General features: G+C 43.1%; 17 protein-coding genes. 13 read left to right on the top strand and 4 right to left on the bottom strand.

Annotation, left to right across the window (positions count from 1 at the left end; all coding sequences use genetic code 11):
- Positions 1 to 24: 24 nt before the first annotated feature.
- From BLQ05_RS10930 to BLQ05_RS10920, 3 genes are all read right to left on the bottom strand, one after another.
- Entirely contained in the window at positions 25 to 1626 is a 1602-nt protein-coding gene (locus BLQ05_RS10930; RefSeq protein WP_023576276.1) for a S8 family peptidase, read from the bottom strand.
- Between the two features lie 257 nt (positions 1627 to 1883).
- Positions 1884 to 2318, bottom strand: a complete 435-nt coding sequence (locus tag BLQ05_RS10925; protein ID WP_023576277.1) for a MarR family winged helix-turn-helix transcriptional regulator — start codon at positions 2316 to 2318, stop codon at positions 1884 to 1886.
- Between the two features lie 288 nt (positions 2319 to 2606).
- Entirely contained in the window at positions 2607 to 3467 is an 861-nt protein-coding gene (locus BLQ05_RS10920; RefSeq protein ID WP_023576278.1) for an MBL fold metallo-hydrolase, read from the bottom strand.
- A 176-nt stretch (positions 3468 to 3643) separates the two neighbouring features.
- Between BLQ05_RS10920 and BLQ05_RS10915 the strand changes: the two genes are divergently transcribed.
- The 12 genes from BLQ05_RS10915 (at position 3644) to BLQ05_RS10860 (ending at position 13920) form a co-directional block, all read left to right on the top strand.
- Complete coding sequence (locus BLQ05_RS10915) at positions 3644 to 3973, top strand: HesB/IscA family protein (protein WP_023576279.1); 330 nt, start codon at positions 3644 to 3646, stop codon at positions 3971 to 3973.
- 51 nt (positions 3974 to 4024) lie between these two features.
- Positions 4025 to 5473 (top strand): Fe-S cluster assembly protein SufB, encoded by a 1449-nt coding sequence (gene sufB / locus BLQ05_RS10910; RefSeq protein WP_023576280.1) that lies wholly within the window; start codon positions 4025 to 4027, stop codon positions 5471 to 5473.
- Between the two features lie 32 nt (positions 5474 to 5505).
- Positions 5506 to 6258 carry a Fe-S cluster assembly ATPase SufC gene (gene sufC / locus BLQ05_RS10905; RefSeq protein ID WP_023576281.1) on the top strand — a complete coding sequence of 251 codons (753 nt, stop codon included), beginning with the start codon at positions 5506 to 5508 and terminating at the stop codon, positions 6256 to 6258.
- A gap of 1 nt (position 6259) precedes the next feature.
- Entirely contained in the window at positions 6260 to 7576 is a 1317-nt protein-coding gene (gene sufD, locus BLQ05_RS10900; RefSeq protein WP_023576282.1) for a Fe-S cluster assembly protein SufD, read from the top strand.
- Between the two features lie 103 nt (positions 7577 to 7679).
- Positions 7680 to 8675: a DUF2157 domain-containing protein gene (locus BLQ05_RS10895; RefSeq protein WP_035654434.1), complete on the top strand. Its 996-nt coding sequence runs from the start codon at positions 7680 to 7682 to the stop codon at positions 8673 to 8675.
- Positions 8659 to 9816: a hypothetical protein gene (locus BLQ05_RS10890; RefSeq protein WP_023576283.1), complete on the top strand. Its 1158-nt coding sequence runs from the start codon at positions 8659 to 8661 to the stop codon at positions 9814 to 9816. Before BLQ05_RS10895 ends, BLQ05_RS10890 begins: the two co-directional genes overlap by 17 nt.
- 69 nt (positions 9817 to 9885) lie before the next feature.
- Entirely contained in the window at positions 9886 to 11100 is a 1215-nt protein-coding gene (locus tag BLQ05_RS10885; protein ID WP_023576284.1) for an aminotransferase class V-fold PLP-dependent enzyme, read from the top strand.
- Positions 11101 to 11112: 12 nt separating this feature from the next.
- Positions 11113 to 11583 carry a hypothetical protein gene (locus tag BLQ05_RS10880; protein ID WP_023576285.1) on the top strand — a complete coding sequence of 157 codons (471 nt, stop codon included), beginning with the start codon at positions 11113 to 11115 and terminating at the stop codon, positions 11581 to 11583.
- A 3-nt stretch (positions 11584 to 11586) separates the two neighbouring features.
- Positions 11587 to 12006: a SufE family protein gene (locus BLQ05_RS10875; protein ID WP_023576286.1), complete on the top strand. Its 420-nt coding sequence runs from the start codon at positions 11587 to 11589 to the stop codon at positions 12004 to 12006.
- Between the two features lie 43 nt (positions 12007 to 12049).
- Positions 12050 to 12373, top strand: a complete 324-nt coding sequence (locus BLQ05_RS10870) for an SUF system Fe-S cluster assembly protein (protein ID WP_023576287.1) — start codon at positions 12050 to 12052, stop codon at positions 12371 to 12373.
- 88 nt (positions 12374 to 12461) lie between these two features.
- A complete protein-coding gene (locus BLQ05_RS10865) occupies positions 12462 to 12965 on the top strand; it encodes a DUF2480 family protein (protein WP_023576288.1) in 504 nt (167 codons plus the stop codon).
- 70 nt (positions 12966 to 13035) lie between these two features.
- On the top strand, positions 13036 to 13920 hold the full coding sequence (locus BLQ05_RS10860) for a DUF3078 domain-containing protein (protein ID WP_023576289.1): 885 nt from the start codon (positions 13036 to 13038) through the stop codon (positions 13918 to 13920).
- Between the two features lie 46 nt (positions 13921 to 13966).
- Here BLQ05_RS10860 and hflX read toward each other — a convergent pair whose 3' ends face one another.
- Positions 13967 to 15196, bottom strand: a complete 1230-nt coding sequence (hflX, locus tag BLQ05_RS10855) for a GTPase HflX (protein ID WP_023576290.1) — start codon at positions 15194 to 15196, stop codon at positions 13967 to 13969.
- 186 nt (positions 15197 to 15382) lie between these two features.
- Between hflX and BLQ05_RS10850 the strand changes: the two genes are divergently transcribed.
- The coding region (locus BLQ05_RS10850) for a choice-of-anchor J domain-containing protein (RefSeq protein ID WP_074460134.1) at positions 15383 to 24002 on the top strand (8620 nt) is incomplete at its 3' end.

Here is a 24002-nt window from a genome sequence, read left to right as displayed (position 1 = left end):
CGATTGTACAATGTTCAAATATAATTATTTTTTTGCCATCTTGGCAGCCATTAACAAAGCGTTATAAGCATTTACGATTTTTCCTGATTTGGAAACTTCGTTAAATCCTTTTACTTCTTTGGCTTCCCCAACGGTAATCTTGTTTGTTAAAGTCGTTCCCGATTCCATAATGATTTGTTTCACTTGAGCGGCAGTCAGACTCGGGTAGTAGGAACGGATTAGAGCGGCTACCCCGGCTACATTTGGCGACGCCATGGAAGTACCCTGTAAGTAGGAGTAGGTGTTGCTTGGTGTAGTGGCATAGATTTTCTCGCCCGGTGCGAAAATATCGACACTGGTTTTACCGTAGTTAGAGAAGCCGGCCACCATTTCCGAGCCATATAAAGGTGTGATCGCTCCGATAATCAGTACATTAGATGAAATTTCCGGTTGGTTATCGTAAGAGTCGGTTGGGTATTTGTTCATCGTATCCAAATCATACGAATCGTTTCCGGCAGCAAAAATCACCAAGACGTCTTTGGAAGCGGCGTATTTGATCGCATCGTGTACCCAGTCCCTGTGGGTGGAGTAGTATTTACCAAAACTGCCGTTAATCACTTTAGCACCGTTATCAACAGCATAGCGAATACCCAACGCGATGTCCTTGTCGTATTCATCCCCATCCGGTACCGCACGAACGGCCATAATCTGTACGTTATTGCTTGCTACACCGTCACCGCCTTTTTTGTTGCTTCTGGTTTGGGCGATGATTCCGGCCACATGTGTTCCGTGTTTGGCTCCTTTTTTCTCAGGCCCGATAACGTTATTGTTGCCGTATTTTTTATCGTTCAGATCGTCAGGGTTGTCGCCTACCACTTTTCTGCCGTCGAATTGCAGGTTCAAATGGTAGTTGATTTGTCCGTAAACGTAGTCTTTGAATTCTTCGATTTCTTTGTCGAATTCTGCTTTGGGAGTTTGCGCCAAAATCTGCTGCATCATCCCTTTGTATTGCAATAACGTCGGATCGGTGGTTTCAATTTTATTTACGTCTTCCAACGTATAGTTTTTCTTTTTCAGATGCTCGGCAATCGCTTTGTCTCCGGCCATAATGAAGTCTACCTGCATTTTTCCCTGCATGGCTTCCTGCATGTCCTTTTCGTGCTCGGCTTTGGCTCTTCGGTAGGTTTCCGAACCGTCGTCGCCTTTTTTCAGGATACGCACATATTCCATATTTTCATGTTCGGCATTCCCTAAGAAGTTCCATCCTTGCATGTCGTCAATGTAACCGTTATTGTCGTCGTCTTTACCGTTTCCAGCAATTTCTCTCGGATTGGTCCAAATCGAAGGTTTTAAATCTTCATGGTCGATATCGATACCCGAATCCACTACCCCTACAATCACTTTGGTGCCTTTTTTGCCTTTCAATACTTCGGCATAGGCCTTATCCACACTCATTCCCGGGATAGTGTCTTTGCCTAAGTCCAGGTGACTCCAGCGTTTTAGGTCGTTTTCGGAAATTTTACCGACCTTCATCGGCAATTTGTCAATGTTTTCAACTGGAGTGGAAACCATGGTTTGTGTAGATCCGCAGCTTGCCAATGCTAAAGCAAGTCCTGCGCACAAATAATAGGATTTGAATAAGTTCATATCTGTTTACAATTTTTTGATAAGTCGAAAGTATTCCAAATTGTTACAAACACAACAAACATTAACACATCGTTTGCAACAAGAGCAAGATAGGACTTTTTTGTGATTGTGCCGATTCAGCGTTGAAAAAATGAGCTATTTCAGATGAAAAAATAGCTCACTGCGGTAATCGCTACGGTAATTAAAAATAAAACTAATTTAATCATAACGGTTCGTTTTTTGTTCCGACGGGTATCGGAAGATGATTGTCTGACTGATTATTGTTGTTTGCAATTGGCAATTATTTTTCTCAGGACCGCATCGGCCATTTCCAGTTCGTTGTCGTCAATTCCTTTAAGCGCTTTGCTTCGGTTTTGCAATACAATTTCCTGAACATTTCTTATCACCTCTTCGCCTTCTTTGGTAACGTGAAGCATAAATTTTCTTCGGTCATCCGGATTGATTTCTTTTTCCAGATAATTGGCTTTTATCAGCAAATCAATAATTCGGGTAACCGATGCATTGTCTTTGAAAACCAATTCACTCAAATCGTGTTGGGTGATGGTTGGGTTTTCCAGAATACATTTGATAACCAACCACTGATCGATGGTGATTTTGAAACCGTGTTCCCGCAATTTTTTTTGAGCAAACATGCGGTACAAACGGATACTGTGATCAATGTTGTAAAAAATGATATTGTTTAATTTTTCCACGAACGAATTCTTTATCCAAAATTACTAATGATTTTGAAATAATTGACATGTCAACTAAAGTTTAATATAAAATTAACAGCTTTCTAAAGCACTGAAAAGAAAGAGTTTAATCTAGCGTAAGTTGATCTTTAAGTTTCCAAAAAGCAACTTAGGAAGGGAAAAATGCCGCAGATCGGCCGATTTTAAATAGTTTGTATGCTTTTTTAATCTGCGAATCTGCGGCTAAAATTTAAGTTTTTTGGCGAGATGGAACTTTTAAATGACGAAAGTCACTTTTGATTGGGATGATTATCCCAAAATATCCTCACAAGTATAGACATCTTTCAGACGCACGCCTTTTTCGGTTTTTTCCACGGTGATGATCTGATTGTGGGCATCGTGTTCCAGAAACAGATAATAATTATTGTCAGCCGCAGCATTCATGAATTTTGTCCTTTCATCCAACGTTAACAACGGACGCGTGTCATACCCCATCACATACGGAATCGGAATGTGTCCGGCAGTAGCCAACAAATCGGCACAGAAAACAATCGTTTTCCCGTTGTAATTGATGTGCGGTAACATTTGCTTTTCGGTATGACCGTCGGCAAATAAAATCCCGAAACCCAATTCTGACTGTTCTAAAAAATCACCTTCCGGTCGGTTAATGAATTTCAGTTGGCCACTTTCCTGCATCGGAATGATGTTTTCATGTAAAAAAGAGGCTTTTTCACGAGCGTTGGGTTTGGTAGCCCATTCCCAATGGTTGTCGTTGCTCCAGAACGTGGCGTTTTTGAAAGCGACTTCATAACCGGTGCGGTCTTTGTTCCAGTTCACGCTTCCGCCACAATGGTCGAAATGCAGGTGGGTCATGAACACATCGGTAACATCATCACGGTGAAAGCCTTTTGCTGCTAAGGATTTGTCCAGCGAATGGTCACCCCAAAGCGAATAATACCCAAAGAATTTCTCCGATTGTTTGTTGCCCATGCCGGTATCAATCAGAATCAGGCGGTTCCCGTCTTCGATTAAAAGGCAACGTGCCGCAATGTCAATTAAATTATTGTCGTCGGCCGGATTGGTTCTGTTCCAGATGGTTTTGGGTACCACGCCAAACATGGCACCACCGTCAAGTTTGAAATTTCCGGCTTCTATTGGGTGAAGTTTCATGATTTTCGAAATTAAAATGTGCCTGCAAATTAGCAATTATTACGCGAATAGGCAATCTAAAAAGCGCCATAAGAAATGACTATCTTATAATAAGTTATAAAAATGTTAGCTAGTATGGTAAAAACCTTTAATTGTAATATCTTTGCCCTAAATTAGAATTAATCTGTATAAACATTATGATTAAAGTATCTGAAACAGCAAAAAAAAGAATCGCATTTTTAATGGAAGATGACGGCTTTGATACTGCTACGGATTACGTTCGTGTGGGCGTGAAAAGTGGCGGATGTTCCGGCTTGTCGTATGATTTGAAGTTTGACAAAGCTTTGGGTGAAGATGATAAAGTGTTTGAAGACAACGATATAAAAATTGCGGTAGACAAAAAAAGTTTCCTCTATTTGGTGGGGACAACCTTGGAGTATTCAGGCGGACTGAACGGTAAAGGATTCGTTTTTAACAATCCGAATGCGAACAGAACCTGTGGGTGCGGAGAGAGTTTTTCTCTTTAGTCCGATATGAAGCCGGATGTGAATCTGGTTTTTAAAATTTAAGACAAAATAATGAGTAAGTATACTGAAGACGACTTAAAAGTCGAATTAGAAAATAAAGAATACGAATACGGGTTTTACACCGAACTGGAATCGGAAACGTTTCCTGTGGGGTTAAACGAAGACATCGTGCGTGCCATTTCTTTGAAAAAGGAAGAACCCGAATGGATGACCGAATGGCGTTTGGAAGCTTTCCGAGCCTGGCAGGAAATGATCGAGCCGGAATGGGCCAACGTTCATTATGAGAAACCCGATTTTCAAGCCATTTCGTATTATTCCGCCCCTAAAAAAGCAGATCCGAACAAAACATTGGACGATGTGGATCCGGAACTTTTGGCGATGTACAAAAAGTTAGGGATTTCGGTAGACGAACAGAAAAAAATGAACAACGTTGCGATTGATATCGTAGTGGATTCGGTTTCTGTGGCGACTACATTCAAGAAAACATTAAACGAAAAAGGGATTATTTTCTGTTCCATTTCAGAAGCGATTAAGGAACATCCGGAATTGGTGCGTAAACATTTGGGCACCGTGGTTCCGCAGAAAGATAATTTCTATGCCGCATTGAATTCGGCGGTTTTCTCCGACGGAAGTTTCTGTTACATTCCCAAAGGCGTTCGTTGCCCGATGGAATTGTCAACCTATTTCCGAATCAATCAGGGGGGAACCGGTCAGTTCGAAAGAACGTTGTTAATTGCCGATGAAGGCAGTTATGTGTCCTACTTAGAAGGCTGTACCGCACCAAGCCGTGACGAAAACCAATTGCATGCGGCCGTAGTGGAATTAATCGCGATGGACAATGCCGAAATCAAATATTCTACCGTTCAAAACTGGTACCCTGGAAATAAAGAAGGGAAAGGCGGGGTTTTCAATTTCGTAACCAAAAGAGGTTTGTGTGAAAAAGGCGCAAAAATCTCCTGGACACAAGTGGAAACCGGTTCTGCCATCACCTGGAAATATCCGTCATGTATCCTGAAAGGCGATAACTCCATCGGAGAGTTTTACTCGATTGCCGTAACCAATAATTTCCAACAGGCCGACACCGGAACCAAAATGGTACACTTGGGTAAAAACACCAAGTCGACTATTATTTCCAAAGGGATTTCTGCCGGAAAATCGCAAAACAGCTACCGTGGATTGGTGCAAATCGGTTCCAGAGCGGATAACGCCCGTAACTTTTCCCAATGTGACTCGTTGCTGATGGGGAATAACTGTGGCGCACATACCTTCCCGTACATCGAATCGAAAAATACTTCGGCCAAAATCGAACACGAAGCGACGACGTCAAAAATCGGGGAAGACCAGGTATTCTATTGCAACCAACGCGGGATTCCGACTGAAAAAGCGATTGCATTAATCGTGAACGGTTTCAGTAGAGAAGTTTTGAATAAATTACCAATGGAATTCGCAGTAGAAGCGCAAAAATTATTGGAAATTTCGTTAGAAGGTTCAGTAGGATAGTCATAATACAAATTAAAAAAGCAACATATAAAATGTTAACCATAAAGAATTTACATGCTTCAGTAGAAGACAAAGAAATATTAAAAGGGATTAACCTTGAAATCAAAGCCGGCGAAGTACATGCCATCATGGGACCCAACGGTGCCGGAAAAAGCACCCTTTCTTCCATTATTGCCGGAAACGAAACCTACGAAGTGTCAGAAGGAGAAATCCTTTTGGACGGGGAAGATTTATCGGAATTAGCGCCGGAAGAAAGAGCCCACAAAGGCGTATTCTTATCGTTCCAATATCCGGTGGAAATTCCGGGGGTTTCAGTAACGAATTTCATCAAAACGGCCATCAACGAAAAACGCAAAGCCAACGGTCAGACAGAAATGCCGGCCAATGAAATGCTGAAAATGATTCGCGAAAAATCGGAATTACTGGAAATGGACCGTAAATTCTTATCCCGTTCGTTAAACGAAGGTTTTTCGGGTGGGGAAAAGAAACGTAACGAAATCTTCCAAATGGCCATGCTGGAGCCAAAAATCGCCATTCTGGACGAAACGGATTCCGGTTTGGATATCGATGCGTTGCGTATTGTAGCCAACGGGGTGAACAAACTGAAAAACGAAAACAACGCGGTATTGGTAATCACACACTACCAACGTTTGCTGGATTATATCATTCCTGATTTCGTTCACGTTTTGATGGACGGTAAAATCGTGAAAACCGGGGGTGCCGATTTGGCATTGGAACTGGAAGAAAAAGGATACGACTGGATTAAACAAGAACAAGAAGCATAGTATGGAATTGAAAGATAAAATGATTGCTTCTTTCATGGCTTTTGAAGAAAAGATTGATTCTCATTCTGAACTTCATGAGGTGCGAAGTCAGGCGATTAAGAACTTCGAAAACAAAGGATTCCCAACCAAAAAAGAGGAAGCCTGGAAATACACTTCCCTAAATGCGGTGCTGAAAAACGATTTCAGCGTATTTCCGAAAAAAGAGAATTCCATCGAATTCAAAGACGTAAAAAAATACTTTTTACACGAAATCGACACCTATAAAGTGGTCTTTATTGACGGGGTTTTCAGTTCGTTTCTGTCTTCCACGACACACGACGGACTGGATGTTTGTCTGATGGCTTCAGCCCTGACCAAACCCAAATACAAAATGGTGATTGACATGTATTTCAATCAGATTGCCAGTAAAGAAGAAAGCTTAACGACGTTGAATACCGCCTTTGCTTTGGAAGGCGCCTACATCAATATCCCGAAAAGTACGGTGGTGGAAAAACCGATAGAAATCATCTATTTCTCCACAGGAAACGAAGCGGCATTAATGGTGCAACCGCGAAATCTGATTATCGTGGGTGAAAACGCACACGTGCAAATCGTGGAGCGTCATCAGAGTCTGAACGAAAATCCGGTACTGACCAATTCGGTGACCGAAATTTTTGCCCAAAAACGAGCGATTGTGGATTACTACAAAGTACAAAACGACGTGCAAACCGCGAACCTGATTGACAATACCTATATTGCCCAAAAACAGGAAAGTCGTGTTTCGGTGCATACGTTTTCTTTTGGCGGAAACATCACGAGAAACAACCTGAATTTCTATCATCAGGGCGAACGTATTGATTCGACGTTAAAAGGAATTACGATTATCGGCGACAAACAGCACGTAGACCATTACACCTTGGTGCAGCACGCTACGCCGAACTGTGAGAGCCACCAAAACTATAAAACGATTCTGGACGGACAATCGACCGGGGTTTTCAACGGAAAAATTTTCGTGGAAAAAGAAGCCCAGAAAACCGATGCGTTCCAACAGAACAACAATATTTTATTGAGCGATAAAGCCACCATCAACGCAAAACCGCAACTGGAGATTTTTGCCGATGACGTAAAGTGCTCCCACGGATGTACTATCGGGCAGTTGGACGACAACGCCATGTTCTACATGCAACAGCGCGGTATTCCGAAAAAAGAAGCCAAAGCATTGCTGATGTATGCGTTTACCAGTGAAGTAACGTCAAGTGTCAAAATACCGGAACTGAAAGCTAAAATCGCCCGTATTATCGCCGACAAATTAGGTGTGAACATGGGGTTTGATTTGTAATCAGCAACAATAATAAATAAAAGACCGTCTTTATGACGGTTTTTTTATGCCGTAAAACTTGTAAGACTTTATCGTATATTTGATACGGATCAAATTTAAAACGATGGAAAAACAGTCAGAACAGGCTATCGAAAAACTTGTGCAACAGGGTTTTGTTACAGAAGAACAGCACACGGAAATAAAAAATTATACTCAGTTGGGGATTTTTTCGCTGCATACTGAACTGCTTTTCCTGTTGTATTTGTCGGTCTTATTGTTTACCGGCGGCGTTGGCACATTAATCTACAAAAATATCGACAGCATCGGGCACATGGCTATTCTGGCGGTGAATTTTGTACTGATAGCGGTTTGTTTTTACTTCAGTTTTAAAAAGGCGAAAGGATTTTCCAAAGAGGAAGTGCTTTTCGAAAATCCGATTTACGATTATGTGGTTTTGACCGGAAGCATCCTGAGCTGTATTTTCATAGGTTATCTTCAGTTTCAGTACGGCATTTTCGGAAGTGATTTCAGTTTGGTTTCGCTTTTCTCCGCAGTAATTTGTTTCGGGATTGCCTATTATTTCGACAGCCGGATGGTGCTTTCCATGGCCATTACGGCTTTGGCTGCTTTCGTCGGCATCACCCTTACACCGAAAACCGTTTTTGAAAACGACATCTATTCCAATCCAACGCTAAGTTATTACGGTTTGGCATTGGGTATTTTGTTGATTCTTTGGACGGTTTATTCCCTACATAATAATCTGAAAAAACATTTTCATTTCGTCTATTACACTTTTGCGCAGCATTTACTCGGAATCAGTATTATTGCAGGTTTGTTGGAGGAGCATTGGCTGTTTTTTGTACCGCTTCTACTAGGCGCCGTTTATTACTTTTACCGGATCAGTTATCAGTTCAGCGCGACTTCTTTCTTTGTGTTTTCGTTCATTTACGGGTACATTGGCGTGAATATCCTGTTGTTTAAATTCATCAGTTTTGTCGATACGTCTTCGATAATCGAATTGATTATCATGGTGTCCCCAATTTATGTTATCGGTTCTATCGTGTTGTTCATCAGATTAGTACGCAATTTTAATAAAGAAAAAAATGCTCGCTTACAATAAAGAGAAATTAGAAAACGGTTTATTGGTTTCAGAAGCCAAAGAACTGTACAAAATGAAGTTCATTTCCAAAGCGCAGTTGGCCGAAATCGCCACGCAACTTCCCTTATTGCAATCGAACGGAAACCTCTTGGTACGCATCGGGTTTTTTCTGCTGGGGTGTTTTCTGTTTTCTTCCGTAATGGGTTCAATCATGCTGTTATTTGCACCATTGATGGACAACAACTACAAAGCGATGGTATATTTTTATGCCCTTATCGGATTAATAGGAACAGAATTATTAGCGGCCAAAAACTACCACAAACACGGACTGGACGATGCGTTTATTTTGTCGATGCAAGGCGCTTTTTATGGTGCTGTCGGCCTTAGCCTGGAAGATTCGCTGCCGGTTTTTATAATGATGATGGTAGTCGGCTTAGTGTGTTGTATCCGTTACGTCCATACGCTTTCGGCGCTGATAAGCTGTATCGGATTGGTGGGATTACTGTTCGATTTGATTACGGAACAACATCTGATGGATACGATGTTTCTGCCTTTCGTAGGTTTCCTTTTGGCGATTGGTATTTATGTTGTTTACAGGAAACTGCATTCGAATCCGAAATACAATCTGTATGGTAATGCGCTCCGCGTGACGAAAGTCTTCAGTTTGGTGTTGGGTTATTTTTCCCTGAATTATATGGTCGTACGCGAATTGTCACAAAGTCTGATGGGCATTACCGTGGCAGAAGGAGGCGATATTCCACTGGCTTTTTTATTTTACGGATTCACGTTCCTCATTCCGCTGTTTTTCATTTGGTATTCCGTGTATACCAAAGACCGCATGATGCTGATTGTGGGCATCTTAACCTTAGGGTATTCTTTTTTCACCATTCGGTATTACCACCAATTGCTGCCGCTGGAAATCGCCTTGCTTTTGGGTGGATTGGTATTGTTCTCGGTTGTTTTTGCGGCTATAAGAGTACTGAAGCATAAGGAAACCGGTGTGACTTTCCAACCGGACCGCAGTTCCGACAGTAATCTGTTAGTAAACGCACAGGCACTTATTTTAAGCACACAAGCCGATGTGAAACCGATGGCCCCCGAAAATAAGATGCCTTTTGGCGGTGGTGGTTTCAGTGGTGGTGGTGCCGGCGAGACTTTCTGATATTTTATCATTTATTTATATCAATTTTAAATAAACAAGCCGTAAATTTGCGACAAATTACAAGGTGTTATGTTTGATGTTCAGAAAGTAAGAGCACAATTTCCAATATTGTCCCAAACCGTAAACGGCAAACCGTTAGTGTATTTCGACAACGGTGCTACTGCCCAAAAACCACAGGTGGTTATCGATGCGATTTCCAAATATTACAGCGAAATCAATGCGAATATTCACCGTGGTGTCCACACGCTGAGTCAGTTGGCTACAGACGCGTATGAAGTGTCCAGAAATACCATCCAGACGCATTTGAATGCGAAATACCCTCATGAAATTATTTTCACTTCAGGCACCACCCAAGGGATTAATCTGGTGGCGAATGGTTTTGCGGCAATTGTAAAATCAGGAGATGAGGTCATGGTTTCGGCATTGGAACACCATAGCAATATTGTACCGTGGCAGTTTTTGTGTGAGAAAACCGGAGCGAAATTGGTGGTTATCCCAATGAACGACAAAGGAGAACTGATCCTTTCCGAATACGAGAGATTATTGTCCGATAAAACAAAAATAGTGGCGGTAAACCATATTTCCAATGCGTTGGGAACGGTAAACCCGGTTAAGTATATTATTGCAAAAGCACACAAAGTGGGTGCAGCGGTTTTAATCGACGGCGCGCAGGCAACCCCGCATTTACGTCCGGATGTGCAGGACCTGGATTGCGATTTTTATGTGTTTTCAGGCCACAAAGTCTGCGGACCCACCGGCGTTGGGATTTTGTACGGGAAAGAAAGCTGGCTGAACCAACTGCCACCCTATATGGGCGGTGGTGAAATGATTAAGGAAGTTACGTTTGAGAAAACCACCTATGCCGATTTGCCGCATAAGTTCGAAGCGGGAACGCCTAACATCGCCGGCGGAATTGTTTTAGGGACCGCAATTGATTACCTAAACGAAATTGGTTTCGACAACATCGCTAAATACGAACAGGAGTTGCTGGATTACGGTACAAAGCGTTTGTTGGAAATCGAAGGGATTACAATCTACGGGACTGGTGAAAACAAGGCTTCGGTGATTTCGTTCAACATCGAAGGGATTCATCCGTACGACATTGGCACAATTATCGATAAGTTAGGAGTAGCGGTGCGCACCGGTCATCATTGTGCCCAGCCGATTATGAATTATTTCAATATTCCGGGTACGATACGTGCCTCTTTCGCGTTCTACAATACCAAAGAAGAAATTGATATCTTTGTGGAAGCGGTAAAAAAAGCACAGCTGATGTTATCCTAAAAAACAAACACTATGAAAGCAATTACTCTTTTAGCGGCAATGACAATCACTTTTGCGAGTTGCAATTGTCAAAAGACAGCAGCCGAAAAAAACAGTTTAACGTCTGAAAACACTATGAATCAGGAATTGACACCCGTTTTGGAATACGAAGCTAATACACGTGGGTTTTATAATAAAATTACGGCCGCCAACCAAACGATTGCGGTTGTTAAAGAGCGTGACGGAAAACCAACGGAAACCAAAATTTCTGATGCCGACTGGAACGAACTGCTTTCCTTATATAAAGCGGTAAACAAAGAAGGTCTGGCCACTTTGAAAGCACCTTCCGAAAAGCGTTTTTACGATGGGGCACCGATTGGAAGTTTCAGAGTGATAACCAAGGAAATCACCTTTGAATCGAGTTCCTTCGATGCGGGGAATCCTCCGGCCGAAATTGAAAAAATTGTAAATAAACTTATCGCGATTGCCGATAAACAGGAATAAAAAATGAGCATTAAAGAGATACAGGATGAGATTGTAGATGAGTTTTCGATGTTTGACGATTGGATGCAACGCTACGAATACATCATCGAATTGGGCAAAAGCCTCCCGTTGATTGACGAAAAGTACAAAACCGACGACAACATTATTAAAGGTTGTCAGTCAAAAGTATGGGTACACGCCGAACAGCATGACGGAAACGTGGTTTTTACGGCCGACAGTGATGCGATTTTAACCAAAGGGATTATTGCGATTCTGGTGCGCGCGTTTTCCAACCAGTCCCCGAAAGCGATTCTGGAGGCCAATACAGATTTCATCGACGCCATCGGATTAAAAGAACATTTATCGCCCACCCGAGCCAACGGACTGGTGTCGATGATTAAAGGAATTAAAATGTACGCTTTGGCTTTTCAGGCTAAGGGATAATTAAAAACAGAGATTGCTTCGCAAACTCGCAATGACATAAAAAATGGAAGAATTTAACGATACGATCAATTTAGGAGAAGACGTTGTAAAAGTGTTGAAAGGTATTTACGATCCGGAAATTCCTGTTGATATTTACGAATTGGGTTTGATTTATGATGTGATGATTAATGAGGACAATGAGGTGAAAATCCTGATGACCTTAACTTCACCCAATTGTCCGGTGGCTGAAACCCTGCCGATGGAAGTCGAGGAAAAAATCAAATCCATCGATCTGGTAAAATCCTGCGAAGTGGAAATCACTTTCGATCCGCCCTGGAGCAAGGATTTGATGAGTGAAGAAGCCAAATTGGAATTAGGAATGCTTTAATAAGTAGGCGGTGTTCGGTATTCAGTCAGCAGTTTTCATTACGGAGCTGATCACTGAATACTGACCACTAACTACTAATCACTGATGAATGGACGAAATTGTAAACAGAGTAGCGAACAGCGTCTTGCAGGTTTTTGATCTGGAAGATTATTTTCCGAAAGAGAAAATTGTGGAATTGGATATTTCGCAATGGCTTTTCGGCGGATTTATCCTGAAGGAAACTGAATTTCGCGACCATCTGAAACAACACGATTGGTCACACTACAAAGATGTTTATGTGGCCTTGTTTTGTTCGGAAGAGGCTATTTTACCTGCTTGGGCATATGCTTTGGTTTCGGTGTATTTGGAACCTTTTGCCCTAAAAGTGGTGAACGGAACGAAGAAAGACGTCTTGTTGTCAGTCTATCAGCAAACTCTGGAAACATTGGATTACAGCTCATTTCAGGATAAACCGATTATCTTAAAAGGGTGTTCCAACAAACCCGTTCCTCAGGAAGTGTATGTATTGGCGACCCAAAAACTGGTGCCGTTTGCCAAAAGCATTATGTTTGGCGAAGCGTGTTCCGCAGTGCCACTTTATAAGAAAAAATAAACCTTTTAACGACTTTTGAGTGGTTTTCTGTACGGATTTTGTTACTTTGTTAGTACACAAAATTCTGGTCATGAAAAAAAGCACACTGATTATACTCTGCGTTTTCGGAATGATAAGCGCATTGGCTCAGGAAAAACCCACTGAAACGATTCCGGATTCTACCAAAACCTGGACCACCAAGGGAAACATTTCCTTGCTCTTTAACCAATCGAATTTTAACAACTGGCTTTCCGGAGGGGAGAACAATCTTTCAGGAAATCTCGGCGTGAATTATGACTTCAATTACAAGAAAGAGGAATGGACGTGGGACAACAAAGTTATTGCTTCCTATGGTGTGGTGAAAACCAAAAATTCCCCTTTTGAAAAGAAAACCGATGATCGTTTTGAACTGAATTCCCTTTTGGGTAAAAAAGCTACGGGATATTGGTTTTATTCCGGATTTTTAAACTTCAAAACCCAAATTACGCAAGGTTATGTTTATGGGAAAGATGCAAACGGAACCGAAATACGAACCGAATACACCGACGTGCTTTCTCCGGGTTATCTTATGTTCGGACCCGGAATGCTCTGGAAAAAAAACGATAACCTGAAATTTAACCTAGCGCCGGCAACGTCCAAAATTACCATTGTCGACAAGGAATTTACTTTGCCCAACGAAGCGTATTTTGGGGTCAAAGAAGGAGAAACTACCCGTTATGAATTGGGATTCCATGCGTCGGGATATTATAAGCTGGTAATAATGGCGAATGTTTCCATCGAAAACATACTTGGTTTGTATTCCAATTATCTGGAAGATCCGCAAAACGTGGATCTGGACTACCAAATGAATGTGGTTATGAAAATCAACCGCTATTTGACCACGAACATCGCATTTCAAACCATTTATGACGACAATGCCTTCCGCGGTTTTCAGACCCGACAGGTTTTTGGCGTAGCCGTAAATTATGGTTTCTAAAGAAATGTCATAAAAAAATCCCAACCGTAGTAAGGTTGGGATTTTTTTAGGCTTCGTCTTTTTCAACGGCATCTTTATAATCGGGGTAAAGGAATTTGTTATACGGGAAGCGGGTAATGTGAATCTCCCGTACCGCCTCATATACCTTTTCGCGGAATTCTTCGAAATTTTCCTTGCTGGTTGCCGATATAAACAACGCATTATTTTCACCCACTTTAGACATCCAGGTGTTTTTCCATTCTTCCAACGTGTAGTGTTTGGTGGTTCTTTCCGTCATCAAATCGTCTTCGGCAATGGTGAGGTGTTTGTAGGCGTCGATTTTATTGAAAACCATGATCGTGGGTTTATCGGCACTTTTTATATCCTGTAAAATCTGGTTTACCGAAGCAATATGGTCTTCAAATTCGGCATGGGAAATGTCCACCACATGTAATAATAAATCGGCTTCACGCACTTCGTCCAACGTACTTTTAAACGATTCCACCAATTGTGTGGGTAGTTTTCGGATGAATCCTACCGTATCGGATAACAGAAACGGTAGGTTCTTGATTACCACTTTGCGAACCGTAGTGTCTAACGTGGCAAACAGTTTGTTTTCCACAAAGACGTCACTTTTCCCTACAGCGTTCATCAAGGTTGATTTGCCTACATTGGTATAGCCCACCAAGGCCACACGGACCATGGCACCACGATTGCTGCGTTGTACCGACATTTGTTTGTCGATGGTTTTGATTTTTTCTTTCAGTAATGCAATGCGGTCACGAACAATACGACGGTCGGTTTCAATCTCCGTTTCCCCGGGTCCACGCATTCCGATACCCCCTCGCTGGCGTTCCAAGTGTGTCCACATTCCCGAAAGACGGGGTAATAAATATTGACATTGCGCCAATTCCACCTGTGTACGGGCATAGGATGTTTCGGCACGCTGGGCGAATATGTCTAAAATCAGGTTGGTTCGGTCTAAAACTTTACAATCTAATATTTTGGTAATATTCTTTTGTTGCGCGGGCGTTAATTCATCATCAAAAATCACGGTGGAAACCTCATTCTCCTTTATATACAGGTTGATGTCCTCCATTTTTCCCGTTCCCACAAAGGTTTTCGGGTTGGGTTTGTCCATTTTCTGAGAGAAACGTTTGATTACCTCACCTCCGGCCGTGAATGTCAGAAACTCCAACTCGTCCAGGTATTCATTTAGCTTTTCTTCACTTTGTTGCTGGGTAATGATGCCGACGATTACGGTTTTCTCAAAATTATGTACTTCTTTTTCTAACATGGTATCAAATTGAACAGCAAAAATACGCAAATTAATATTAGTGATAAAAAGCTATGATTTAGTGTTTGGTTGAAGAAAAACCAAACAAATGGTCGATTTTTTGTGAATTTTAACAGTCAATGTTAACTTGTAGCTAAATTTGTTTTAAATTTGAAAATTAAACTACAACAAACCTAAATATTAATTATGAAAAAAATTACATTATTAATCTTAATGTCGTTTCTTCCATTCTTGGGATTTGCCCAATTTCCTGAAGGATTTGAAGGAGGGGTGCCTCCCGCAGGATGGACTGTTAGTAATAATGGCATTGGCACTGGTCAGGAGTGGGTGGCTAACACCGCATTTCCAAGAACAGGGACAACCGCTGCTTTTATTAACACGGGTAATATCGGTGCCGGAAACACTTCTGAAGATTGGTTAACCACGTCATTGGTAACGGTTCCTACCAACGGACAGTTTCGCTTTTGGTTGCGACAGCTGTTTATTGGTAATCAGGGAACAGTGATCAAAGTAAAAGTGTCAACTACATCACAAACAGATCACTCCACTTTTACAACAACGATAGGACAGTGGGACGAGGTGCAATTAAATGACACGAACAACACATCTTATTTCGAACATAAGGCAGATTTTCCTCCAGGCCTTTTTGGTCAACAGGTTTATATCGCCATAATTCGTGAAGTAACACAGCCTTCCACTACTGTTGTGGGAGACAGGATACTTATCGATGATGTCAACCTGATCCAAAAGTGTTTGGATCCTGTAGGGCCTAACGCCACAAGTATTACAACTACAACTGCGAGTCTTTCTTGGCTTAATCCAAGTGGTGCTACGCAATGGGAGATAGAATTGGTGAATGTTACGGCTGGAGGTACTCAAACCGGTGTCGGAACGTTAATCAACCAGAATCCGTATCCGCAAACAGGGTTAACGCCGGGAACCAACTATAATTATTATGTTAGGGCATTGTGCGCCAACGGAATTTACAGCGAATGGGTAGGGCCTTTGTCTTTTGCAACGAAAGCATTGGGAACCACTTGTGCGGAACCGATTCCTGTTTCCGTATTGCCGTATTCCCATACCAGTAATACCCTTATCTATGCTGATGCTATAGAAGGATCGCCTGGAGCATCTTGTGGAATCACAGGGAATTATTTAAATGGGAATGAGGTTATCTATGCTTATACTGCCGGCTTTACCGGTTTTGTCGATATTACCATGAATCCCGGAGGTGCTAATTCCGGAATTTTCGTTTACAGCAGTTGTGCCAATATCAACGTGCAATGTATGGCTGGGGTTGCCAATACGGGTACCGCTCCAAGAGTCATTACAAATTTTGCGGTTACAACAGGAACAACCTATTACATTGTTATTTCTTCAACAGGTACTCCACAAACAATGGATTACACGTTAATTTTACAACAAGTTAACTGTTTACCGCCAAATGCACTTGGTGTTACCAACATTACCCAAACGGGGGCGACACTTCAATGGGGTGTAACCGGAACAGCTACAAGTTGGGAATATGTGGTGCAAGCACCCGGAGCAGGTTTACCAGCAGGAGCCGGAACGACAACAGGATCAAATACTGCAACAACCGTCGGAGGTTTAACTCCTGCAACGAACTATGAATATTACGTAAGAGCTGATTGTGGCGACGGAACTTTTAGTGCCTGGGCGGGACCATTCCCGTTTTTCACGCTTTGCGCCCCTTATACCGTACCTTTCTTTGAAGGGTTCAATGCGGTTACACCTTCCGCTTCAACCTCAGAGGTTTGTTGGACGGTTTTAAATCTAAATGGAGATGCCAACGCTTGGAACATGAACTATGCTACCTCTCCTTTTGAAGGGGATCAGGCAGCAAGTATTGTTTCGAGTACTTCCACAAACGACGACTGGTTGATTTCTCCGCAAATAACATTGAACGGAAACCAACGTTTACGATACAGATACAGAGTATTGTCCGCATCGTCAGTATGTAATTTTGAAGTGAAATTCTCAACTACAGGCCCTAATGCGGCAGGCTTTGCCGGAGCGGCAAATACGATTGTGGCTCAGGCTACCTACAGTAATATTACCTACATTGAAAACATCGTCAACATACCGGCTACAGCCATTGGGGATGTTAATATTGGTTTCCATGTGGCTCCGGGTACAAACGGTTCCAGAATATTTATAGACAGGGTTATTGTTGAAAATATTCCACCATGTCCGGAACCGACCATAACATCGGTACTTCCGGTTACTCACAATTCAGCAACCATCAACTGGACTCCGGGCGGAACCGAAACAACTTGGCAAATCTATGTTGTGCCAACAGGTTCTCCGGCTCCAACGTTGCCAACACAAGGAGTTACAGTAACAGCACCATCACCGTATGTTGCCACCGGATTAAACGGATCGACAATTTATGATGTGTACATGTTGGCTGACTGTGGCGCAAACGGACCAAGTGTTTGGGTTGGACCATTTAGTTTTACAACTCAAGTGGCTCCTCCGGTTTGTGGTGGAACCTTTATGGATTCCGGAGGAACTTTAGCTAACTATTCCAATAATGAAGATTTATCATGGACTATTACCCCTGCAGTTCCGGGGGAAGTGGTTACGGTTACTTTCACTGCATTTAATACGCAGGCGAATAACGATGCGTTATACGTTTTCAACGGAAATTCAATTGCCGCGCCTCAATTTGTAAGTCCAAATGGTGCAGGAGCAGTTCCTGGCGGATTGCCTGGTGGATATTGGGGTACTACACTCCCTCCTCCTTTCCGATCTTCTGCAGCGGACGGTTCCTTAACCTTCCGTTTCCGATCAACAGCTTCTGTAAATGCTGCCGGTTGGGTTGCCAATGTAACGTGTGCACCACCGCCAACTTGTATTGAGCCGGTGAGCATTACGCAATCGGGAGCAACACATAACTCGGTTAATTTGGCTTGGACGGGTGGTAACGCGACGGCTTGGGAAGTGATTGCCGTGCCTTGCGGTTCACCGCGACCAACAGAAGCGACACCGGGATGGGTTGCTGCTGCAACGAATCCGTTTACGTTAACGGGATTAAACGCAATAACGTGTTACGATTTTTATGTTAGAGGTATTTGTTCTCCTACAGACGCCAGTTCGGTAACGGGACCTGCTACGGTAACAACTTTGGTGGCTCCTCCGGTTTGTGGCGGTGTTTTCTATGATACAGGAGGCCCTTCTGGAGCTTATACTAACAATCAAAATACAACTTGGACTATCTTTCCTGCAAACCCAGGGGATGTGGTTACAGTAACTTTTACATCATTTAATACTCAGGCAAACAGCGATGCGTTGTATGTTTTTAACGGAAATACTACCGGAGCACCACAATTCACCAGTGTGAATGGGGCCGGAACAGTACCGGGTGGATTGGCAGGCGGATATTGGGGAACCACTATTCCAGGGCCATTTACCTCTACTGCTGCCGACGGTTCTTTGACTTTCAATTTCATTTCCAACGGAAGCACAACAGCGGCTGGTTGGGTAGCTAACGTAACGTGTGCACCACGACCAACGTGTGAAGCACCTATTTCGCTTTCGCAATCGGCGGTTACCTATAACTCCGTAAATTTAGCTTGGACGGGCGGTAGTGCTACAGCATGGGAAGTAATTGCCGTTCCTTGTGGTTCACCACGACCAACCGGTGCTACGGCAGGTTGGGTTGCAGCTCCGACCAATCCGTTTACGTTAACCGGATTAACCGGATCAACGTGTTATGATTTCTATGTAAGAGGCGTTTGTTCTCCTACTGACGCCAGTTTGGCGGTAGGTCCGGTAACGGCAACAACTCCGGTAACACCGCCGCTTTGTGGTGGTACGTTTACCGATAATGGCGGGGCAACAGGACAGTATACAAATAGCCATGATCAAACTTGGACAATCTGTCCAACGAATCCTGGTGATACGGTAACGGTTACTTTTACTTCTTTCAATACGGAAGCCAACTGGGATGCCCTATATGTTTTTGACGGTAACTCTATTGCAGCTCCTCAACTTGCCAGTGCTAATGGCGCCGGTAACGTACCGGGTGGATTAGCAGGAGGCTACTGGGGAACAGTAAATCCTGGTACTTTTACATCAAGCAGTCCTGATGGCTGTTTGACATTCCGATTCCGATCAGACGGCTCAGGAGTCAGAGACGGGTGGATTGCCAACATCACTTGTGCTCCGGCACCGAACTGTACCAAACCTACAACGCTTACGGCGACTAACATTACTTCTACATCAGCGTTATTAAGTTGGTTGGAAACAGGAACCTCTACACAATGGGAAATTTATGTGGTGCCTTTCGGATCACCAATTCCTACCGATACGACAACAGGTATTATTGTTGGCGTTAATCCGGCATTGATTACCAGTTTAAACCCAAGTACACAATATACTTACTATGTAAGAGCAATATGTCCTACTTCCGGAACCAGTTTCTGGTCGAACGGTTTCAACTTTACCACTGCACCTTCAAATGATGAATGTGCTACGGCAACGTTTGTCCCGGTAAATGCGAATGCGTTCTGTAATCAAACGGTTTCAGGTACACTTTCATTGGCAACGGGCTCTACAGCTCCGGCTATCGTCGCGCCGTGTGTAGGTACACCAAATGATGACGTTTGGTTCCAGTTTATTGCTACCAATTCTTATTTGAATGTTTCCTTGCAAAATGTACTTGGCTCAACCACTAATGTGAATTTTGCGGTGTATTCCGGTTCTTGTGCCGGTTTAACCCAGGTTTTCTGTAGTGCGGCCAATGCCCTTCAAGGAACACTAAATGCCTTAACGGTTGGTCAGACCTATTATATTAGAGTATATTCTAATTCTGCATCACCTCAAACAACTACTTTTGATCTGTGTATTTCAACACCATCCACATGTGCGACAGCTTCAACGGTTTGTAGCATTACGTATGGTAACACCACTGGGGTAACCAGTTTGGGAACTATCGGATGTTTATTCAGTTCTCCGAACCCAACGTATTTCACCATTCAGGTGGGGACTTCCGGACCGATTAATTTCGAATTGACCCAGTCGTCACCAGGCAGTGCAACTCCGGATTTGGATGTTGACTACGCGGCTTGGGGACCATATACGAGTCAAGCGGCTGCGTGTGCGGCAGGTATTCCTTTTATACCGCCTACAAACACGAATCCTTCAGGAATTGCTCAGGATCACGGGTGTAGTTATAGTGCTGCGCCAATAGAGCAGTTTAACATTCCAAATGCGCAGGCAGGGGAGTTCTATATTATTTTGATTACCAACTTCTCTAACGATTCCGGAACAATCAGTTTGAACCAAACGAATGCCGGAGCACCAGGTGCCGGGGTTACCGTTTGTTGTCCGGATGCTAATTTTAGTTATGTTCCCGGAACATATTGTAAAGGAAGTAGTGCCAACCCAGTAGCGGTTATTGCAACCGGTTCTCTGTCAGGAACATTCTCGTCACCTAACCCGGCTGTTGTTTTTGTTAACACGGCAACAGGTGAGATTGATTTGGCGGCTACACCTGCTGGAAATTATATTATTTATAACACACTTGCGGCTACTGCTACATGTGGAGTGAAAACCTATTCTTATGTTATTACCATCGTAGAACCGGCTAGTGCGACGATTTCGTATTCGGCTCCTTCGTATTGTAATAACCTGGCGGGTACACAAGCGGTTACTGTGACTGGAACACCAGGCGGAACTTTCTCTGTTACTCCGATTGGGTTGAATATCAATCCAATGACAGGTGCCATTACTCCAGTGGGTAGTGCACCGAATACCTATACCGTTTCTTATAATTTCCCTGTAACTTCAGGATGTGGTGTTACTTCGTTTACCACAACGGTAACCATTTTACCTACACCAGTTCCGGTACCGGTTACACAACAACCAACATGTACAGTTCCAACGGGAACCATAACAGTTGGGGTAACACCGGCTACGGGGTCCTATGAATACAGTATAGACGGCGGATTAACGTATTTTGCAAGTAATGTGTTTAGTGGTTTAGCGCCAAACTCGACTCATAACGTAATGGTTCGCGATACGGTTACCGGATGTACATCGGTAGTGGTAGTACAGCCGATTAATGCCATACCGGCTGCACCAAATGCGCCAACGTGGACGGCGACCCAACCGACGTGTACCACAGACGGACAAATCGTGCTAAATGCTACAGTTTCTAACCTGTTTATTTCTGAAGTTACGGATTCTAATGCCGGATCGTTAACCTATGTTGAAATTTATAACGGTACAGGAGCAACTGTGAATTTATCCGGATATAAATTGAAATTCTATAATAACGGAAGTACCAGTACATCCTGTGATATTGCCCTGACAGGAACAGTGGCAAATAATAATGTTCGAATTATTGCTGTGGGAAGTACTACAAATCAAGGTGGTGTTGTTCCTCATCAAGTAGCCGCCGGATGTGGTGGTGTTAATATCGATGATAACATCCGATTAACTACCAGTACCGATGTGGAAATTGATAATTGGGGAAGAAGAGATGGTGTTGCGTTTACACCAAACAATCAGCCTGGTTATGTTTACAGAAGATTGGCGACTGCCATTGTTCCAAATAATACATGGAACCCAGCAGATTGGACGGTAATTGACCCCGAAGTTTATACTAATGTGGGAACCCATGCATCACTTTCTTCTAACTATCAGTACAGTATAGGTGGGGCGTATCAAACAAGTAATACCTTTGATAACGTGCCGGTAGGTACGTATACAGCCACTGTAATGGATATGGTTACAGGTTGTGTTTCAGCACCATCCACACCTATTGTCTTAACAGTTCCAGCAGCTCCAACAGCAACAATTAGCTATGCCGCTACTTCGTTCTGTTCTACTGATGCTACTCCGAAACCTGTAACACTAACAGGTACAGGTGATTATACAAGTGGAACCTACAGTTCTACAGCCGGTTTAACCATCGATTCTATATCCGGTGCGATTACTCCGAGTACCAGTACACCAGGAGTTTACACGGTTACTTATACGATACCGGTTTCGTTGAACTGTCCGTTGGTTACGGCTACAACAACTGTAACTATTGACGAGGCACCAACAGCTGTTATCAGTTATGCTGCAGCATCCTACTGTTCTACTGATGTTACGCCTTATACTGTTACTTTAACAGGAACAGGAGCCTACACGGGTGGAACATTTACGGCTACTCCGGCAGGTTTGATAATTGACGCCACTACCGGTGCAATTACGCCTAGTGGAAGTGTTCCGCAGTTGTATACTGTGACTTATGCTATCCCTGCTAGCGGTTCGTGTTTGTCGACATCTGTTTCAACAACAATAACTATTGACGAGGCGCCAACAGCTGCCATCAGTTATGCTGCGGTATCCTACTGTTCTACTGACGCAACGTCTTATACTGTTACTTTAACCGGAACAGGAGCCTACACGGGTGGAACATTTACAGCTTCACCGGCAGGTTTGATAATCGACGCTACAACCGGAACCATTACACCTAACGGAAGTATCCCTCAGGTATATACGGTTACGTACGCAATGCTTGCCAACGGATCATGTTTGTCTACTTCTGTTTCTACAACAGTCACTATAGATGAAGCACCAACAGCAGCCATCAGTTATGTGCCTGCATCGTTCTGTTCTTCTGACGCAACACCTTATAGTGTTACTGTAACAGGAACAGGAAGTTTCAATGGAGGTACCTATTCCGCTACTCCGTCAGGTTTAACAATCGATCCGGTAACTGGGGTTATTACACCAAATACTAGTACACCTGGAACTTATACGGTTAGTTATGCTATTCCTGCAAACGGTTCATGTGGATCAAACACAGTTTCGACTACTGTTATTGTTGACGAATTGCCAACAGCAAGTATCAGTTATACATCCGCTTCGTATTGTACCACAACTACGGCTGATCAGACTGTACTTTTAACGGGAACAGGAAGTTTTAACGGAGGAACATTTACGGCTACACCAGCAGGGTTAGTAATTAACGCTACAACCGGAGCCATTACACCTAGCACAAGTATACCTCAGACATATACGGTTACTTATGCTATACCTGCGAACGGTTCATGTGCGTCTACCAATGTTACCACTACGGTTACTATTGATGAAGCACCGACTGCTAGTATCAGCTATGATGCCTTATCGTTCTGTTCGACAGAAACCACTCCTCAAGCGGTTACTTTAACCGGAAGCGGAGCTTATACGGGAGGAACATTTACTGTTACACCAGCTGGTTTATTGATTGATGCCACAACCGGTGCCATCACGGCTAACGGAAGTGCACCTCAAACCTATACGGTGACTTATACCATTCCGGCTAACGGAACCTGTTCTTCAACAACTGCTATTACAACAGTTACTATTAATCAACCGATTTCCGTAACTATCGAGCAAGGTTGTGTGGATGGGGTGTATACTTTGACTGCAATTCCAAATGATGCTAGTTTGGATTACGAGTGGCATTTGGTTTCCTCTACGACTGTACTTGGAACTGACGGCACTTTAGCCGTGACAGCATCTGGAACTTATGTTGTTGATGTTACCTCTTTCGGAAGTTGTGTTTTCTCGGCACAAGTTGTTGTGACCAATACCATTTGTGAAATTCCAAAAGGGATATCTCCAAACGGTGACGGTAAGAATGACTCATTTGATTTGTCAGGACTGAATGTAACCAAGTTATCGATCTTTAACCGTTACGGAGTTTCTACTTACGATTACGGCTCCGGATACAAAGATCAGTGGTACGGTCAGTCGAATTCGGGTCAGGAGCTGCCAGACGGTACGTATTATTACGTAATCGAGA

The organism is Flavobacterium saliperosum, from assembly GCF_900100625.1.
GTDB classification, from domain to species: domain Bacteria; phylum Bacteroidota; class Bacteroidia; order Flavobacteriales; family Flavobacteriaceae; genus Flavobacterium; species Flavobacterium saliperosum.
The sequence above is the reverse complement of the archived record's forward strand: the minus strand, read 5'-3'. Positions and strand labels throughout refer to the sequence as shown.

What these genes read in the sequence shown, in the direction of transcription:
- BLQ05_RS10930 (WP_023576276.1), bottom strand. Translation starts at nt 1,626, where the DNA reads ATGAACTTATTCAAATCCTATTATTTGTGCGCAGGACTTGCTTTAGCA.
- BLQ05_RS10920 (WP_023576278.1), bottom strand. Translation starts at nt 3,467, where the DNA reads ATGAAACTTCACCCAATAGAAGCCGGAAATTTCAAACTTGACGGTGGT.
- BLQ05_RS10915 (WP_023576279.1), top strand. Translation starts at nt 3,644, where the DNA reads ATGATTAAAGTATCTGAAACAGCAAAAAAAAGAATCGCATTTTTAATG.
- sufB (WP_023576280.1), top strand. Translation starts at nt 4,025, where the DNA reads ATGAGTAAGTATACTGAAGACGACTTAAAAGTCGAATTAGAAAATAAA.
- sufC (WP_023576281.1), top strand. Translation starts at nt 5,506, where the DNA reads ATGTTAACCATAAAGAATTTACATGCTTCAGTAGAAGACAAAGAAATA.
- sufD (WP_023576282.1), top strand. Translation starts at nt 6,260, where the DNA reads ATGGAATTGAAAGATAAAATGATTGCTTCTTTCATGGCTTTTGAAGAA.
- BLQ05_RS10895 (WP_035654434.1), top strand. Translation starts at nt 7,680, where the DNA reads ATGGAAAAACAGTCAGAACAGGCTATCGAAAAACTTGTGCAACAGGGT.
- BLQ05_RS10890 (WP_023576283.1), top strand. Translation starts at nt 8,659, where the DNA reads ATGCTCGCTTACAATAAAGAGAAATTAGAAAACGGTTTATTGGTTTCA.
- BLQ05_RS10885 (WP_023576284.1), top strand. Translation starts at nt 9,886, where the DNA reads ATGTTTGATGTTCAGAAAGTAAGAGCACAATTTCCAATATTGTCCCAA.
- BLQ05_RS10880 (WP_023576285.1), top strand. Translation starts at nt 11,113, where the DNA reads ATGAAAGCAATTACTCTTTTAGCGGCAATGACAATCACTTTTGCGAGT.
- BLQ05_RS10875 (WP_023576286.1), top strand. Translation starts at nt 11,587, where the DNA reads ATGAGCATTAAAGAGATACAGGATGAGATTGTAGATGAGTTTTCGATG.
- BLQ05_RS10870 (WP_023576287.1), top strand. Translation starts at nt 12,050, where the DNA reads ATGGAAGAATTTAACGATACGATCAATTTAGGAGAAGACGTTGTAAAA.
- BLQ05_RS10865 (WP_023576288.1), top strand. Translation starts at nt 12,462, where the DNA reads ATGGACGAAATTGTAAACAGAGTAGCGAACAGCGTCTTGCAGGTTTTT.
- BLQ05_RS10860 (WP_023576289.1), top strand. Translation starts at nt 13,036, where the DNA reads ATGAAAAAAAGCACACTGATTATACTCTGCGTTTTCGGAATGATAAGC.
- hflX (WP_023576290.1), bottom strand. Translation starts at nt 15,196, where the DNA reads ATGTTAGAAAAAGAAGTACATAATTTTGAGAAAACCGTAATCGTCGGC.